A 16472-nucleotide genomic window follows, 5' to 3' on the forward strand; every position below is an offset into this window, starting at 1 on the left:
CAAAAAGTAGATTAAATTTTGGTTGTTAAGGTTGGTTAACAAACGATTAAAGGACGGTTAAAAGCGGTGTATTACTATTTCAGTATCAAACTTTTAAAGGAGTCACGATGAAACGAACGATTTTAGCCCTAGCAACATTAGTTGCTTTAGGAACGACAGGTGCATTTGCATTTGGAAGTAGCCAATGCCAAGGCGGTATGCAAGGGGGAATGATGTCCCCGATGATGCAACAAGGCGGCGGCATGATGATGCACGGCGGCGAGAGAGGCATGATGGCGGGAATGATGTTTGATCGTTTGGATTTAAGCGACGATCAACGCTATAAATTGAACGTTTTGCGCAGTGAAATGAGACTGGAAATGGCAAAACTACACGATCCTAAAAGCATGCAAAAAATGCAAGAGTTGATGAGCGCGGATACGTTCGATAAAAAAGCGTTTATTAAGTTACGTAACGAGATGAACGACAAACGCGTGACGCTTGAAGCCGATTTTTTAGAAAAAGCATTTTCGATTTTAACCAAAGATCAACGAGCAGAGCTTAAAAAAATCATGAGCGAACGACCGCAACGTCCGATGATGCCCAAAGTTCCGGAAGCTCCGCAAAAATAGACCTCAATCCACGCTCTTTCTAGAAGGCTTTTTACAAAGCCTTCTTCTGCAAAAATTCTGTATAATTCTAAAAAGCAAAATTAAGGACACGAATGATTAATGTCTTAATGATTGAAGACGACGAAGAATTTGCGGAGTTGCTCGGCGAGTATTTGGCAAAGTACAATATTAAAATTACCAATTATGCCGATCCGTATTTGGGTCTGAGTGCCGGAATTAAAAAGTACGACTTGTTGATTTTGGATTTAACGCTTCCGGGAATGGACGGGCTTGAAGTGTGTAAAGAGGTCGTTGCCAAATACGACATTCCGATTATTATCTCTTCGGCTCGTAGCGACATTAGCGATAAAGTGATCGGTCTTCAAATCGGTGCGGACGATTATCTCCCCAAACCTTACGACCCCAAAGAGATGTACGCGCGCATTCAAAGCTTGATTCGCCGCTATAAAAAAAGCACGACGCAAGAAGAACAAGCGAACAGTAGCGTCTTCGCCGTCGACGAGAAACGCCATGAAATTTCGTTTAAAGGCGAAGTTTTGAGTTTGACGCCGGCAGAATACGAGATTCTCTCCTATATGATCAAGCAAAACGGTTTTTCGATTTCCAGAGAACAGTTGGTGTATAACTGCAAATCCCTGAAAGACAAAGGGTCGAAGAGTTTGGACGTGATTATCGGGCGACTTCGTACAAAAATCAACGACGATTCTAAAAATCCCGAACACATTCACTCGGTGCGGGGCATCGGCTATAAGCTGGTCGGATGATCAAAAATTCGATTTTAGTGAAGATCAGTACGATCTTCTTTCTTTCGCTTTTTTTACTGGTCATGTTTTTTAGCGTGCTTTTGGACCATCAAAGCGAACGCAACCTTGAAAATATGAAACAACGTCAAATCCAATCGGTCAATTACCTGTTGGTGATGTATCGCAATAACGTTCAACCCGGCGATATTGAAGAGTATTTTAACAACTTCGGTCTCAAAAAAGTGACGAGCAAGCACCTTCGTACCTCGGTTTTGGAACGCGGCGTCGTTATCTTTCAAAAACTCTCCCCGATTAGCCGTTTTTCGTCCATCGTTTACAACGATCGATATTATCTTTTTATCGACAATTTCGAATCGAGCGTGCTTTTGGAAAGCCAAGACTATAAAAATTTCAACGAAAGTTTATGGTTCGTTTTCGCGATTGCTTTGCTGATCTTACTCTACATGTACGTTTCGATTTTCCGAAGTATCGCTCCTTTAAAAACCTTAAGTTCTCAAATCAGACGATTTGCAAGCGGTGATTTGCAAATCGAATGTAAAAGCAACTCGCATGACGAAATCGGCGAAGTCGCCAACGAATTTGATCGCGCGGCGAAGAAAATCCGCGACCTAATCGGTGCACGACAACTTTTTTTACGCACGATTATGCACGAGCTTAAAACGCCGATCGGCAAAGGGCGGATTATTACGGAGATGCTCGAAGACGAAACGGCCAAAAAACGTTTGGTCGGCGTGTTTGAACGGCTGGATTTGCTGATAGCGGAATTTTCGAAGATCGAACAAATCGCCTCGGAGCGTTGCGAGCTTCATCTGCAAGAAGTTGCACTCTCCAACGTCGTGGATCAGGCATTGGATTTATTGATGTTGGACGCTAAAAAACGCGAAGAGCAGATCAAAATCGAAGGAGAGTTTGATTTTCTCGTAACGGTTGATTTTGATTTAATGGCGTTGGCGATTAAAAACTTGATGGACAATGCGCTCAAACATAGCTTAGATCATACGCTCTTTTTGCGCTCCAAAGAGCAAACTTTGGTCGTCGCCAATAAAGGAGAAGCCCTGAAAATGGGAATTAACGAGTATTTTCAACCTTTTGTTTCCGGTTCAAAAGCGTGCGGAAGCAGTTTAGGATTGGGGCTTTACATCGTGCAAAATATTCTTCGCCAGCACGGGCTTGAAGCGGCATATACGTATGAAGAGGGCTTGCATCAGTTTAGCATCGATTTTTCCAAAGGAGCGCGGGGATGATGCGAGGTTTGGAAAAGTTTAACAAACTCGTCGAAGCGTTCGAGTCGTTACCGACCGTCGGCAAAAAATCCGCGCTTCGTTTCGCGTACCATCTGGTTTTAAACGACGCTTTTGCCGCCATGAAGCTTTCCAACGCAATCGAAAGCGCGGTCAAATCGATTCGCAAATGCGAGCGATGCGGTGCTTTGAGCGAGCATGAAATTTGCGATATCTGTTTGGACGAACGTCGGGATATTCAAACGCTTTGCATCGTCGAAAGTGCCAAAGATATTTTCGTTTTAGAAGAGCACAAACTCTTCGACGGGCATTATTTCGTCTTAGGCGATTTAGAAGAAGAGACGCTTGTTAAATTGGAATCAATCGTCCAAGAGGGCGTTAAAGAGGTTATTTTTGCCCTGACACCCTCTTTGGCGAGCGACGCGTTGATTTTGTTTATCGAAGATAAGCTCAAAGCGTATGCGCTTCATTTTACGAAAATCGCGCAAGGCGTCCCCACGGGCGTGCATCTTGAAAACGTCGATATGCTCTCTTTATCCAAAGCCTTGGAAGCGCGTACGAAGATTTAGCGTTGCGCAACCGGCGGAGCGTATTTTTTGCGTAGTTCGCGTTTGTTGATTTTTCCGACGCTCGTTTTATCGATACTTTCAACGAATTTAACTTTTAAAAGCATGCTTTCTCGCGCCATAATACCTTTTTTAATAAACTCTTTGGCATGAAAAAGCAACTCTTTTTCGTCGATGTTTTTGTTCGGATCGACTACGACAAGTGCTAAAGGGCGCTCTCCCCATTTTTCATCGGCGATCCCGATTACGGCGACTTCTTTAACGCTAGGGTGGCGATGGATGATGTCTTCAAGTTCTAAAGAAGAGATCCACTCTCCGCCGACTTTGATAATATCTTTGACGCGATCGGTAATTTTGACGTAGCCGCAAGGATCGATATGTGCCATATCGCCGGTATGTAAATAGCCGCCGCTCCAGAGTAATTCCGAATTTTTTTGATCTTTAAAATAGCCCTGCGTTAGCCACGGCGAGCGTACGACGATCTCTCCGGTGCTGTGTCCGTCTCTTGGAAGCGGGCGCATCTGTTCGTCGACGACATTGACCTCTACAAGCCCCATCGGGCGTCCCGTTTTGATGCGAATGTCGCTTTGTGCGTCCATATCTTGTTCAAGCATTTCTGCGGTCAGTTGCGAAACGGTTAAAATCGGACAGGTTTCGCTCATACCGTATCCCGTGAACATATCGATTCCAAGACGTAGGGCTTCTTGGCACATAGCTTTGGGAAGGCTTGCTCCTCCGATCATGACTTTCCAGCCTTTTAAATTCATCGTTTTGATTTTCGGCGAATTAAAGAGCATATGCATAATCGTCGGAACGCAATGCGAGAACGTTACATGTTCTTTCTCGATCAGCTCTAAAAGCAGGTCGGGAATGTAGCGTCCGGGGTAAACTTGTTTCAGTCCGAGCATCGTCGCAACGTAAGGCAAGCCCCACGCATGAACGTGAAACATCGGAGTGATAGGCATATAGACGTCATTTTGCCGAAAGTTCCCTTGCTCGGGCGCACTTCCAAGCGTTGCGAGTGCGCCGAGTGTATGAAGGACGAGTTGTCGGTGCGTAAAGTAGACGCCTTTGGGAAGTCCGGTTGTTCCGGTGGTGTAGAACGTCGTCGCGCGCATGTTTTCGTCAAAATCGGGAAAATCAAAATGCGACGCGCTGTTTGCCAAGAGTGTTTCGTATTCGCCTTTCACGTTGAGCGATGTTTGGGGAAGCTCCGGTTCGTCGGATAACAAGATAAAGCCTTTGACGTCGATTCTGCCTTTAATTTGCTCCAAAACAGGCAAAAAATCGGTATGCGTTAAGATAATGACGTCTTCGGCATGGTCGATCGTATAGAGGATTTGCTCCGACGAGAGGCGAATATTGATCATATGTAAAATTGCGCCGATCATCGGAATCGCAAAATAACACTCCAAATAGCGATGCGAATCATAGTCCATGACCGCAACCGTGTCTCCGGCTTTAATGCCCAAATCACTTAACATGTTAGCCAATCGGTGTACGCGTTCTTTAAACTGTGCGTAGCTTAGGCGCGTATCCGTGCGGTAAACGATCTCTTGTTCGGGATTGTAATAGATAGGTGCATTGAGAATATTTTTAATTAAAAGTTGATAATGATGGGCGTAAGGATTGTTCAAAGTCGTTTCCAGTTGCAAGGGTTTCTCCTAAAATTATTTTAGAGATCAAACACCGGACGCATCAGTGCTTCGACGCTTTCACGGTCGTAGCGTTGTGCAAAAAAGAGATCGAAAGCAAGAACGGCTTGGTAGAGTAACATCTCTTTACCGTCTTTACATGTAAGGTTTTTTTGCTTGGCTAAAGCGAGAAACGGCGTCGGTTTGTTGTAAATAACGTCGTAGGCAAAGCGTGCCTGAGGTAAGATCGTTTCTAAGAAGGCTAAAGGGCAGGGCAGGGCTTCGTCTTTCAATCCGGCAGAGGTCGTGTTGACGATGAGGTCGTATGCTTGAGGCGAAAACGTCTCCCATGTTTGGACGTTGAAGCCTTGCGTTTTGAAAAATTCCAAACGCGCATGCGAGCGATTGAGGATCGTGACGTTGATTCCGCGCTCTTTCAAAATAGCGGCAAGGGCTTTGGCGGTTCCGCCCGCTCCCAAAATTAAAACGTCGCGAAGCGGTTCGAACGCTTGGATCGACATGTAAAAACCTTCCGCGTCGGTATTGTAACCGATGACGCGCGTGCCTTCTCTGACCAGCGTGTTGACCGCGCCGATCTGTTTGGCTAAACCGCGCACTTCGTCGCATTGCGCGTAAGCCGCTTCTTTGTGCGGAACGGTCACGTTTGCGCCTGAGAGGTTCATCTCTCGAAACGTTTGCAGTAAAGTTTCGGAGTTTTCAACGGCTTTTCGGACGTAGCAAGCATCTAGCTTTAGGGCTTTAAAAACACTGTTATGCAGCCTTGGAGAGATAGAATGGGCAACGGGATTGCCCAAAAGCGTAAAAAGAAGCATGACTACTCTTTGAGCTCGTCGAGCGAGCTGGTCATAGCACCTAGTTTATTCGTTACTTCAAGGTACTCAAGCTCGGGTTTACTGTCGGCGACGATGCCTGCACCCGCTTGAAAAATAATTTTTTCGTCGTCCAAATAGGCGGTACGAATCATAATGCAGCTGTCCATGTTGCCGTCATAACCGAAATATCCCGCCGCGCCGCTGTAAAAGCTGCGTTTAATTCCCTCAAACGCGCTAATCAATTCCATCGCGCGAATTTTAGGCGTTCCGGTCATCGTTCCGGCGGTAAACGTCGCGGCAAAGAGATCGAACATGTCGTATTTTTCGTCCAAAGTCGCTTCGATGTCGCTTACCATATGCATGACGTGAGAATAACGCTCTACGCGCATCATCTCTTTAACGTTGACGCTACCGACTTTAGCGACGCGTCCTAGATCGTTACGTCCCAGATCAATCAGCATCAAATGTTCCGCACGCTCTTTTTCGTCGCTTAGCATCTCTTTTTCGTATGCCATATCTTTCTCGTAGCTTGCCCCTCGTTTTCGAGTACCCGCAATCGGACGCAGCATAATGCGCGAATCTTTGAGCCCGACCATCACTTCGGGCGAACTTCCGATAATCGCAAATTGAGGATACGAAAGATAGAACATGTAAGGAGAAGGATTTTTTTGGCGTAAAATACGGTAGAAGCTGAGTCGATCGACATGCGCGTAGTGCGTAAAACGGTTGGACATCAAGATTTGAAAGACGTCTCCGCTACGAATCATCTCTTTGGATTGTTCGACCATTTCGAAAAAATGTTCTTTGCTAAAAGCGAAACTCCCTTTTTGCTTATCGACATGAACCGTTTGAATCGGGATGTGATAGTGCGGCTCTTTGAGCGTTGCTTCAATCGCGCCTAATTGTGCGGCAATTTCGGGTAAAAACGTCGTGAGAATCAGCGTATTGGACTTGTGCGAAAAGGTACAGACGAGTTTCGGACGCATCAAATCGACTTCGGGAATCTGTAAATCGTCGCGAAGCGCATCCATCGAAGCGGCGAGTTTAGGTTCGAAAAGTTTAACGGCGTCATAGCCGATATAGCCGATAAAACCGTCGATAAATCCTACGCCTAGCTCTTTGCTATAGGTTTGATAGCGTGCTTTATCGATACTAGCGTAACGTTGTTTTAAAAAGCTAAACGGCTCATTTCCCAAAGAATGCGTTGCCGCGTTTTCGTCGATATGAATGCTCTGTCCGTTTTGATGGATCACACGTTCCCTCGCACCGATAAATAAAAAGCTAAAGTTGCCGTCGTTATTGTTGATGGCACTTTCAAATAAGAAACAGAGTTCTCCTTCGAAATAGCGTTGTAATTTAGCAAAAATCGTAATCGGCGTAAGCTGATCGAATAAAATTTTTCGAGACGTTAGCACCTTATTTTACCCTGTAAATAAATGCGTTTTTATTGATGCTGGAACGAATGAGTACCAAAGCATTTTCGGCATCGGCGGAGCTGGCGTACGGTCCGATCAAAATTTTCGTGACGTGGTTTCCGTTAACGACGGTTGGATAGACGCGATACTCAAAGCCTTTGGATTTGATGTCGTTTAAAACGCGTTGTTCCGGTGCCGTGGCAACGGCTCCGACTTGGACGTAAATACCCGCTTGCGCGTTTGCTCCGCCGCTATTTGACGATGCAACCGGCGTGCTTGGTGCCGTTGTTGCGGGCTTACTTGCGGCGGTTGCAGCTTTTGGTGCCTCTTTTTTCGGTTCTTCTTTGGCGGCTTTGGCATTTGCCGTCGCCGGTAATTTACTCTCTTGAACGTTCGGCGGCGTTACGGTCGTTGCCTCTTTTTGAGTATCGGTGCCTTTAGCTTCCTCTTGTTTTTGGGCTTCTTTTTCTTTAAGGGTTTTGATCATATCTTCAAAACTCTCTTTTTTAGCCGTGTTTTCTTCGATAATCGGTACTTGTTTAAAAAGCTGATCGTCTTTAGGAATTTGATTTTCTTGGCTCGGTTCCGGAGGCAAAATCAACTTTGACGTATCTTTGCTTTGATCTTTATTCATCAGCTTCATACTGGCAAGGGCTATCAAAAAAACCAAGATCAAAAAAGCGACTAAAATTAAAATACGTTTCATTTTAAGAGTTTTCGTATCGCCCTTTTCAAGGACGATATCACTCAGTTCATTTCTATTTTCCATCGTTTCTCCTTAGAATAATAGACTTCTTTCACAAACTTTCAATGCTTATGAGCGATAAAGGTTATGAAAGAGGTCTTCGTAGATCCTCTTTACATATGTTTTGACCAAGAAGCTCCGCGCTCTTTTTGGTACAAATCGTAAGGCAACGCCAAAATATTGAACTCTTTGGGCAGCTCTTGGTTCGGAAACATTCTCCATTCGCGCGGAAGTTTCTGCGAAAGCTTCGCCGAGAGCATTTTAGCGATCTGATACCCCTCTTGCAAGGTCGTGTGTCCCTTGTGTACGTAGAGATGCAGATGACCTTCCGTTTTACTTTTGTAGGCCGTAAAATTGATAAATCCCTCTTCTCTAAGCAAAAGTTGTGCCCTATGCCAAAAACGTTCGGTGTTGCGACCGTTATAATCAAAAACAATATTTTCGACTTTATCGAAACGATTGATCAGCGAATGGGCAACCGTTATTTTTCCCTCGAGATGATCTTTAATGACGGCATTGCTCAAAGGCTGATCGATACGTTCGTATTTGTCGAAAAAGACCTTCCCCCCAAAATCGATCTTTTGGACAATCGCATCGCGTTTGATCCAATAATGATCGGTAATCATTTTGATGAGGGAGACGTCTATCGTGTACATGCGATTCCTTAATACGTTGGTCTGTCGTAAATAATAAAGTTGCTTGCCAATGCCTTCATCTCGTCTTTAATTTTGACATGTAAGGCTTCGTCGTTGATATTATCAAGAACGTCCGCAATTTTATTGGCAATGATTTCAAACTCTTTTTCTTTCATACCGCGTGCCGTTAGTGCCGGAGAGCCTATACGAACGCCGCTGGTGACAAAAGGACTTCGCGTTTCGCCCGGAACGGTGTTTTTATTGACCGTGATGCCGGCTCGACCGAGTGCCAAATCCGCCTCTTTACCGCTAAACTCTTTGTTTAAGAACGAAACGAGTACCAAGTGGTTGTCCGTACCGCCGCTAACGATGTCGTAACCTCGTTGAATCAGTACGTCCGCCAAGACTTTGGCATTGGCGCGGACTTGTTTGGCATATGCCGTCCACTCCGGTTTCAAGTTTTCCGCAAAGCCGACCGCTTTAGCGGCAATGACATGCACCAACGGGCCGCCTTGAATGCCGGGGAAGATGGCACTATTGATTTTTTTAGCGAGCTCTTCGTCGTTGGTTAAAATAATACCGCCTCGAGGTCCTCGAAGTGTTTTATGCGTCGTAGACGTCACAACGTGGCAATGCGGGAACGGGCTTGGATGCTCGCCGCCGGCAACAAGTCCTGCGATATGCGCGATGTCTGCAAATAAATAAGCACCTACTTCATCGGCGATTTCTCTAAATTTTGCGAAATCAAGTTCTCGCGGATAAGCACTTGCACCGCAAACGATCATTTTCGGTTTAACGATGTGGGCGATTTCGCGTACTTTTTCGTAATTAATACGGCCGTCCAGTTCAACGCCGTAGAAAAAGCTTGAATAGGTCTTTCCCGAACTGCTGACTTTCGCGCCGTGCGTTAAGTGACCGCCGTGGCTAAGGTCCATACCTAAAATTTTATCAAACGGGTTTAAAAGGGCTTGGTAGACGCCTTGGTTGGCTTGGCTACCGGAATTGGGTTGAACGTTTGCATACGCGCAACCGAAAAGTTTACAGACGCGCTCAATCGCAATTTCCTCGATCGCATCGGCAAACTCGCAACCGCCGTAATAGCGTTTATGCGGGTAACCCTCGGCATATTTGTTCGTAAAAACGCTGCCCATCGCTTCCATAACGGCGGGATAGGTAAAGTTTTCGCTAGCAATCATTTCGAGATGGTCGCATTGACGGTGTAACTCTTTCACGCTAAGATCGTAAATAACGGGATCGACGCTTTTTAAAATACTCATTTTTCTTCCTCTTTTTTTTCGGTGGTCATTGTATCATCGGCATCGCCGAGCGGTTTCATCGCCGGAAATAAGATGACGTCTTTGATCGACTGTTCGTTGGTTAAAAGCATCGTCAAACGATCGATACCCATTCCTTGACCGGCAGTCGGCGGTAAGCCGTAGCCTAAAGCGTAGACGTAGTCTTCGTCCATTTCGTGTGCTTCGTCGTCTCCGGCATTTTTGGCTTGTAACTGTTTGGCAAATCGTTCGTATTGATCCAAAGGATCGTTAAGTTCGTTAAATCCGTTGGCGATTTCTCGCCCTGCGATAAAGAGTTCAAAACGCTCCGCAATGTTTGGATTGGTTTCGCTACGGCGTGCAAGCGGACTGATTTCAATCGGATAGTCGATAATGAACGTTGGATCAACCAGTTTTTCTTCAACGAATAGGTCAAACAACTCTTCGTATAGTTTACCTAAACTGAGATTTTTTTCGACACTAAAGTTTTGACTTTCGATATACGCGATAATGGCTGCTTTATCGTCTAAAATCGCATCGCTAACACCGCCGATTTCGACAAGGGCTTCTCTAAAAGCGATTTTACGGAACGGTTTTGAAAAATCGATTTCGATATCTCCGTAAGGCAATTTTTTCGGTAGTTTCAATTTTTTAAGCAAGACGTCGAACATCTCTTCGGTTAAACGCATCAAATCATGGTAATTATGGTACGCCCAATAAAACTCGATCATCGTAAATTCGGGATTGTGGGTTTGATCCATACCTTCGTTTCTAAAATTACGGTTGATCTCAAAGACCGCTTCAAAACCGCCGACGACCAAGCGTTTGAGGTAAAGCTCGGGAGCAATACGCAAATAACGATTGACGTTCAAGGCGTTATGATAGGTAATAAACGGTTTGGCATTCGCACCGCCGGCAATCGGATGCATCATCGGCGTTTCGACTTCTAAAAAGTCGCGTTCTTCGAAAAAGTGGCGTATTTCGCTTACGATACGGCTGCGAAGTTTGAAGGTTTTTCGAACGTCGGCGTTCATAATCATATCAAGGTAACGTTTTCGGTAACGCAACTCTTTGTCTTGCAATCCGTGAAATTTTTCGGGTAAAGGCACGATGGATTTCGTTGCGATTTCTAAGTGTTTGACATGTAAGGAGAGTTCACCCGTTTTGGTTACGAACGGAAAGCCCGTAACGCTGATAATATCGCCGACTTCAATCAGCTTTTTTGCTTCGTCAAACCATGCTTCGCCGATGGATTCGCGGCTAAAATAGATTTGTAAAACGCCGTCTTCGTCTTCAATCTTCGCAAATGCGGCTTTACCCATATGGCGCAAAAATTTGATGCGTCCTACGACGGTATTATTTTTATGTTCGTCGCGTTTGAGCTCGCTCTCGATGACGTATTCGTAGCACTCCAAAAACTCTTTGGTTCCGGTGTCTTTGACGACGTTGTGGCGATAAGGATTGTGTCCTAAGGCGAAAAGCGTTTTACCCTTTTCGATACGTTGTTGTTGGTATTGGTCTTGAAATATCAAATCTTTTCCTCTTTCTATTTCATCTCTTGAACGCATTTTTCGCAAATGCCTTGCAATTGCATCAAATGGCTGGTGAGCCTAAAATGATGCGTTCGTGCAATTTCAAGTTGCAATTGTTCTATTTTGTCGTTTTCAAACTCGATAATGAGTCCGCAACGTTTGCAGATCATATGATCGTGGTGGGGCTTATTGGCAAGTTCAAACTTCTTTCCGGCAACGCCGAACGAAAGAGACGTGACCATATTAGATTCTTCAAGAAGATTGAGCGTTCGATAAACCGTAGCGATGCCGATATTGAGTTCCGGATAACTGTTTTTAAGAAAAATATAAAGATCTTCGGGCGTAAAATGCTCATTTTTTTCGTAAAGCGTTTTTAAAACGACTTCACGTTGTTTGGTATATTTTAACCCGTTTTGTTTCAGTAGTTCTTTAAAAGAAGTAAGTAAAGAAGAGTATTCTAAATTTTCACATGTGCAATTCATGGCGGACCTCTTTAAGGATTGGGTTGTTTGTCTAACGGTATGGAATTTAACATCTCTTTCGTATCCAGTTTAACGATAGCCCGTCCGGTTTCTAAAAAAAGAGGGAACATCGTGCTGTTGCCTACGTAAGGTTCGATTTTTGTTTTGATAAACTCGATAGAGTTGAGCGTAATCGCCAAAACGGAAAAAACGAGAAAAATTTTCGCACAACCGATTGCAAATCCCGCTAAACGATCCAGCATTCCCAAACCGCTTAAGCTTAAAGCATGTGCAATAAGGTATCCTAAAAAAATACATGCCGTCCAAAAGACGATTAAGACGGTAATAAAACCGAAAAGGTAAAGCGATGCTTGATTGCCGAAAGTGTAAATATGCGTATTAATCGCCGCTCCCGCTTCTTGTGCGTAACGCGATGCGAAGTAAACACCGCCGATAATACCTAAAAGACCGAAAAATTCTTTAATAAAGCCGTTAATAATGCCTTTGATTCCTAAAATAAGTACAAGCGCAAGGCTGATGATATCGAACAAAACGATTTGCGACATATTATTGGGCACTCCTAAAACAATTTTTTCCGCTGTTTTTAGCTTCGTAGAGAGCTTTATCGGCTTTGTCTAAGAGCTCTTCGGAGCTCATATTACGGCGGTGAGAACAAAGTCCGGCGCTTAAGGTTAGGTGAATATCGTGATTTTTGTAAAGCAATTTGCTTTCACATGTCTCTTTGATAATGCGTTCGACGACTTTTTGCGCTTCTTCGTGCGACATGCGGTTTAAAATGACGACGAATTCTTCTCCGCCGTAACGGTAAATGCGCGTTCCTCTGCGCAAGGAGTTTTGAATCAATTTGGTTAGAAAGATCAACGTTTTATCTCCGGCGATATGCCCGAAAGAGTCGTTGATTTTTTTAAAATCGTCGGCATCGAACATAACAAGGTGCATGTCGATATCTTTTTCTTTACCGAAATTTAAAACTTCTTCAAGGTCTTTGATCAAAACGCGTCGATTATGGGCTTTGGTTAGCGGATCGATATTGGATTCTCTTTCAAGGCGTTCCACTTCCAATTTGAGCTTGGCAATCGTATCGTCGGCAACATGGAGCTCTTCTAAAATTTTAGTTTGAAAATGGTCGAATGCTTGAATAACTTGATTCGTGTCGATACTGGAATAGTCTTTTTTAATCGCGTCGATATTAATCGCCGTTTCATCGGAAATAAATCTAAGGTTATCGCTGGTTTTGACAAACTCTTCAAGCCCTTTTTTGACCAACCCGAAGCACGTTTCACTGACTTGCGCGTCTTGTTGCGCATTGGAAAAAAGGTATGAATGCTTTTTACTAATTTCTAAAAGCTCTTCGTTGCTCTCTTTTTGCATCAGTTCGACAAACGTGTCGTGGTAATATTTGGGATAGGGCGGAATATTGAGTTGTTTGAGTTTTGTAAAGGTGGCATCGCCGATGCTAAGAACGATCTCTGAGATATGATTACCGTTGTTCATGCTTGTAAATACCTTTATCCGATTTTAACGTTGAGTATAACGTGAAAAAGCTGTAATCTTTGTAAAATGTCATGGCTAATCGCTAAAGACCCATATTATTCAACAGTTCTTGCGGTTGCGTCGAGTAGCGAATAGCATCGTCTTTCGTAATTAAATTGGCGCGTAAAGCTTTCATCATAGCCTGCGTTTGCGTTAACATGCCCGTTTTTTGTTGGTTTAATTGCATCTGAGAATAAATTTGATGAATCTTGTTCTCGCGAATCAGATTGGCGATAGCGGAATTATTGATCATAATTTCATGAATAGCCACCCGTCCGCCTCCGATTTTAGGCAAAAGGCTTTGCGAAATAATCGCATAAAGCGAAGTTGCAAGCATGTTACGGACTTGAACCTGTTCCGCGCCCTCAAAGCTATCGACGATTCGGTTAATCGTTTGAACGGCGGAGTTGGTATGTAAGGTTCCCATAACCAAGTGACCCGTTTCTGCGGCGGTAATAGCAGTACTAATCGTTTCTTGATCCCTCATCTCGCCGACGAGAATAATGTCCGGATCTTGACGGAGCGAAAATTTGAGAGCGCGTGCGAAACTTTTAGTATCGTCTCCGACGTTACGGTGGGAAAAAAGAGCTTTTTTATTGGTATGAATGAACTCGACGGGATCCTCGATCGTAATAATATGGCGATGTTCGTACACGTTGATTTCGTTCAACAATGCCGCAAGTGTCGTGGATTTACCGCTACCGGTAGGGCCGGTGACGAGAATAAGCCCTTTTTCGCGTTTAACGAGTTCTTTAAAAACAATTGGAGTATTTAACTCGTCCAAAGAGGGAATGTTAATCGGAATAATTCTAAATGCCGCGGCAAGATCACCGTTGATTGTATAGTAATAATTGGCGCGAAAACGTCCGATATCGGGGAACATAATGGCAAAATCGAGTTCTTTTTCTTCTTCAAGCTTCTTTTTCTGTTTATCGGTAATAAGCGTGTAGCACATCTCTTCGATCGCGGTTCCGTTGAGCGTTTCCATATCGAGCGGTACCAGCTTGCCGTCGATACGGATTTGAGGTTCGCTACGGCTGATTAAATGTAAATCGGAAGCTTTATAGGCAACGACGTTTTTGAGTAAAGCTTTAATATTGAGGGCGCTCATAACGGGGTATCCTTACAGAGTTAAGCTCGTATTAAAAGACGCTGTCAAAGCGTTATTCGATAATTTTCGGAACAACAAAAAAACCGTCCTCACTTTGAGGCGCATGTGCTAAAATGGTTTCGACGACGGTAGAATGGCTATTCGGTACGTCTTCACGAAACGGCGTGCCTCCTTGAAGCGTCGTAAACGAGGCTTCCTCATTTTCAAGATTTAATTCGTTTAGATTTTCGACAAAAGCGACGATTTCGCTCAGTTGCTGGATGACACCTTCTCGTTTTTCTTCGCTAATGCGCAAAGAAGAGAGTTTTTCGAGTTTTGATAATAAAGCGTCGTCGATTTTCATACTAAAAGGTATCCTTAGATCGCATTTTTTTAGAAATCGATTATAACACAATCTCTTTGTGGTAATACTGAAACGGTATTAGTGGGTTTTTAGATTTGTTGTGATAAACTATGACACTATTTTTCAAAAAATTGCTTAAGAAGGATTCGTATTTGGGACTCAAGGAAAATTTTAAGGCGGTCCAAGAAGAGATCAGTACCGAAGAACAGTTTTTAGAGGGTATGATTAAAGGTGAAAGATTTTTTAATCGTAATAAAAAATACATTATCGCGTTTGTCGTATGCGTCGCTTTGGGTGCGGCTGCGTATGCGTTAAACGATTGGATGAAAGAGCGCAAACTTCACAGCTCTAACGTAGCGTACCATACGCTTTTAAAAGATGCCTCCAATGCGCAAGCCCTTGAGACGCTCAAACAACAAAATCCTAAGCTTTATACGATGTTTCTTTTTGAAAAAGCATTGCAAACGGGAGACAAGGAGGCACTTAAAATCGTTGCCGAGTCTAAAGAAGACGCTATTTTAGCGGATATTGCCCGTTATCAACTCGCGCAACTTGAAAACACGCAACCCGCTTCAAGCGAATTGTTTAAAGATATGACCTTATTGCAAGAAGGCTATCGATTGCTGAATGAAAATAAAATCGAAGAAGCGCGTTTAAAACTTTCACAAATAGATGTTACTTCGCCTTTAAAACAGATTGCAAAAAATCTAGAACATTATCAAGGTTTAAAATGATGAGACAGGCAAAAATTGTTTTTACACTCTTGGCTTTATTGTTGCTCATAAGCGGTTGCGGAACGAAACGACAATATTTTGAACCTGAAGTGCTTTCAGGTAAAATCAGTTACGACGGCTCACTTCCCGCTCCTATTCACGATGCTTTAAGAGCAGGTGCAACGTTAGAAAACGGGCAAGTGATTACCAAAGAGGGGCTTTTAAACGTGAAGTTACCGCAAGGATTTTCGTATTTAGCGGATAATCAAGGACGTTACGTTGCGACGTCAAAATGCGGAGCTTTAAAAATTATCGATGCTAATCAAAAAGAGCTCTATTCTAAAGAGTGCCAAATCGCGGTGGCTTCCGCAGCACTTAAAGGCAATACGCTCGCATTGGTTTTAGGTTCGAATGAACTCGTTTTGATCGATATTAACGACGGTAAAGAGACGATGCATATTAAGCAAGATAACGTGTACGTATTAGATTCACGTATTGCGGCACCGTATTTCTTGGGCGATCTTATCGTATTTCCGACGCTTGACGGTAAACTCGTGATTGTCGATGAACAAAGCAAGAAACCGATTCGCGATATTGTCGTGAGTAACGATAAGTTTTTCGGCAATATCATCTACTTACAAGTTTTAGGCGATAGGTTGGTTGCGGCAACAAAAAGTAAAGTCGTTTCCATCAGTCCAAAGTCGATTAGCTTTTTGGAAAAAGAGGTAAAAGACGTCATCGTATTGTCCAATCGCATTTTTGTTTTTACCAAAGACGGACAGGTCCTGTTGACGGATGCCGATTTAAAAGTTTTAAAAGAACGTAAATTCCCGTTTGCGATTTTTTCGGGTACGATTTACGGCGATTATATTTACATGATTGAAAAAAGCGGTTATATGATCGCAAGCGATTTAGAGTTAGTTTCGACAAACGTTTACCAAATGCCGGATCAAATCGAAACCCATATTTATACGAACGGCGATACGTTCTATTACAAAGATCGCTTTTTTAAATTAAATCGAAAACCATAGGTGTCGTAG

Annotated in this window: 18 protein-coding genes; 6 read left to right on the forward strand and 12 right to left on the reverse strand. The window is 43.7% G+C overall.

Annotation, left to right across the window (positions count from 1 at the left end; all coding sequences use genetic code 11):
- Positions 1–107: 107 nt before the first annotated feature.
- From OA34_RS02995 to recR, 4 genes are all read left to right on the forward strand, one after another.
- Positions 108–611: a Spy/CpxP family protein refolding chaperone gene (locus OA34_RS02995; protein WP_039672325.1), complete on the forward strand. Its 504-nt coding sequence runs from the start codon at positions 108–110 to the stop codon at positions 609–611.
- A gap of 92 nt (positions 612–703) precedes the next feature.
- Entirely contained in the window at positions 704–1375 is a 672-nt protein-coding gene (locus tag OA34_RS03000; RefSeq protein WP_039672326.1) for a response regulator transcription factor, read from the forward strand.
- Positions 1372–2619 carry an ArsS family sensor histidine kinase gene (locus OA34_RS03005; RefSeq protein ID WP_286682814.1) on the forward strand — a complete coding sequence of 416 codons (1248 nt, stop codon included), beginning with the start codon at positions 1372–1374 and terminating at the stop codon, positions 2617–2619. Before OA34_RS03000 ends, OA34_RS03005 begins: the two co-directional genes overlap by 4 nt.
- A complete protein-coding gene (recR, locus tag OA34_RS03010; protein ID WP_039672327.1) occupies positions 2616–3185 on the forward strand; it encodes a recombination mediator RecR in 570 nt (189 codons plus the stop codon). The genes OA34_RS03005 and recR overlap by 4 nt, the downstream gene beginning before the upstream one ends.
- Here the strand turns inward: recR and OA34_RS03015 are convergent.
- The 12 genes from OA34_RS03015 to gatC all read right to left on the reverse strand — a co-directional run bounded on the left by OA34_RS03015 (position 3182) and on the right by gatC (position 14719).
- Positions 3182–4837: a fatty acid--CoA ligase gene (locus tag OA34_RS03015; RefSeq protein WP_286682815.1), complete on the reverse strand. Its 1656-nt coding sequence runs from the start codon at positions 4835–4837 to the stop codon at positions 3182–3184. The two genes, recR and OA34_RS03015, sit on opposite strands and share 4 nt — an antisense overlap.
- A gap of 20 nt (positions 4838–4857) precedes the next feature.
- Positions 4858–5649 carry a shikimate dehydrogenase gene (locus OA34_RS03020; protein ID WP_039672328.1) on the reverse strand — a complete coding sequence of 264 codons (792 nt, stop codon included), beginning with the start codon at positions 5647–5649 and terminating at the stop codon, positions 4858–4860.
- 2 nt (positions 5650–5651) lie between these two features.
- Entirely contained in the window at positions 5652–7064 is a 1413-nt protein-coding gene (locus tag OA34_RS03025) for an anthranilate synthase component I family protein (RefSeq protein WP_039672329.1), read from the reverse strand.
- A gap of 1 nt (position 7065) precedes the next feature.
- The gene (locus tag OA34_RS03030; protein WP_039672330.1) at positions 7066–7833 is read right to left on the reverse strand and encodes an SPOR domain-containing protein; all 768 of its coding nucleotides are present in this window, start codon (positions 7831–7833) and stop codon (positions 7066–7068) included.
- Positions 7834–7922: 89 nt separating this feature from the next.
- Positions 7923–8465: a DUF1882 domain-containing protein gene (locus OA34_RS03035; protein ID WP_039672331.1), complete on the reverse strand. Its 543-nt coding sequence runs from the start codon at positions 8463–8465 to the stop codon at positions 7923–7925.
- A gap of 8 nt (positions 8466–8473) precedes the next feature.
- Positions 8474–9721: a serine hydroxymethyltransferase gene (locus OA34_RS03040; RefSeq protein WP_039672332.1), complete on the reverse strand. Its 1248-nt coding sequence runs from the start codon at positions 9719–9721 to the stop codon at positions 8474–8476.
- Complete coding sequence (gene lysS, locus OA34_RS03045) at positions 9718–11247, reverse strand: lysine--tRNA ligase (RefSeq protein ID WP_286682825.1); 1530 nt, start codon at positions 11245–11247, stop codon at positions 9718–9720. The genes OA34_RS03040 and lysS overlap by 4 nt, the downstream gene beginning before the upstream one ends.
- A 17-nt stretch (positions 11248–11264) precedes the next feature.
- The gene (locus OA34_RS03050) at positions 11265–11732 is read right to left on the reverse strand and encodes a Fur family transcriptional regulator (RefSeq protein ID WP_039672333.1); all 468 of its coding nucleotides are present in this window, start codon (positions 11730–11732) and stop codon (positions 11265–11267) included.
- Between the two features lie 11 nt (positions 11733–11743).
- The gene (locus OA34_RS03055) at positions 11744–12277 is read right to left on the reverse strand and encodes a CvpA family protein (RefSeq protein ID WP_039672334.1); all 534 of its coding nucleotides are present in this window, start codon (positions 12275–12277) and stop codon (positions 11744–11746) included.
- A 1-nt stretch (position 12278) separates the two neighbouring features.
- Positions 12279–13226: a GGDEF domain-containing protein gene (locus OA34_RS03060; RefSeq protein WP_039672335.1), complete on the reverse strand. Its 948-nt coding sequence runs from the start codon at positions 13224–13226 to the stop codon at positions 12279–12281.
- An 82-nt stretch (positions 13227–13308) separates the two neighbouring features.
- A complete protein-coding gene (locus tag OA34_RS03065; RefSeq protein WP_039672336.1) occupies positions 13309–14376 on the reverse strand; it encodes a type IV pilus twitching motility protein PilT in 1068 nt (355 codons plus the stop codon).
- A 52-nt stretch (positions 14377–14428) separates the two neighbouring features.
- Positions 14429–14719, reverse strand: coding sequence for an Asp-tRNA(Asn)/Glu-tRNA(Gln) amidotransferase subunit GatC (gene gatC / locus OA34_RS03070; RefSeq protein ID WP_039672337.1), 291 nt, complete (start codon positions 14717–14719; stop codon positions 14429–14431).
- Between the two features lie 152 nt (positions 14720–14871).
- Here gatC and OA34_RS03075 point away from each other — a divergent pair, with 152 nt between their 5' ends.
- Together OA34_RS03075 and OA34_RS03080 are read left to right on the forward strand one after the other, a co-directional pair.
- Positions 14872–15453: a tetratricopeptide repeat protein gene (locus tag OA34_RS03075; RefSeq protein ID WP_039672338.1), complete on the forward strand. Its 582-nt coding sequence runs from the start codon at positions 14872–14874 to the stop codon at positions 15451–15453.
- Positions 15450–16463, forward strand: a complete 1014-nt coding sequence (locus OA34_RS03080) for a PQQ-binding-like beta-propeller repeat protein (protein ID WP_231563845.1) — start codon at positions 15450–15452, stop codon at positions 16461–16463. The genes OA34_RS03075 and OA34_RS03080 overlap by 4 nt, the downstream gene beginning before the upstream one ends.
- The last annotated feature ends 9 nt before the right edge of the window (positions 16464–16472 follow it).

This window comes from Sulfurospirillum sp. MES, assembly GCF_000789415.1.
GTDB classification, from domain to species: Bacteria; Campylobacterota; Campylobacteria; order Campylobacterales; family Sulfurospirillaceae; genus Sulfurospirillum; species Sulfurospirillum cavolei.